This is a genomic window from Actinomadura sp. BRA 177 (assembly GCF_013372625.1).
GTDB lineage: Bacteria > Actinomycetota > Actinomycetes > Streptosporangiales > Streptosporangiaceae > Spirillospora.
In genome coordinates, this window is the sequence record NZ_JABXFD010000720.1 from 1 (window position 1) to 323 (window position 323).

Sequence of the window (323 nt, forward strand, 5' to 3'; positions counted from 1 at the left end):
GAGAACTTCGTGCAGGCGCACGACAAGGACACCGGGGAACTGGTGTGGGCGGTGGAGGTGCTGGACGCCGACCCCGAGTCCAAGGGCACGTTCAAGGTCAAGCTGGCGGCGCCGGTGCAGCCGATCATGCCGGAGGCTCCGGCGGGTTTCCCGTTCGTGCCGGTGGAGTTCGACGGCCTGACGGTGACGCCCTACGTCAACTCCGGTACCGGGCGGCTGGCCTACTCGCTGAAGGCGGGGGCGGTGCGTCCGGCCAACTTCAAGGGCGGCGGCGGGTCCCGCTCGGCGGGCAAGGACGGCGGCGCGGCTGCCAAGGACGCTGC

Annotated in this window: 1 protein-coding gene; it reads left to right on the forward strand. The window is 71.2% G+C overall.

The features are described from left to right. Nucleotides 1–323 (forward strand): plasmid replication, integration and excision activator (locus HUX53_RS38905; protein ID WP_176408271.1); only part of this gene is annotated, 323 nt, incomplete at both ends.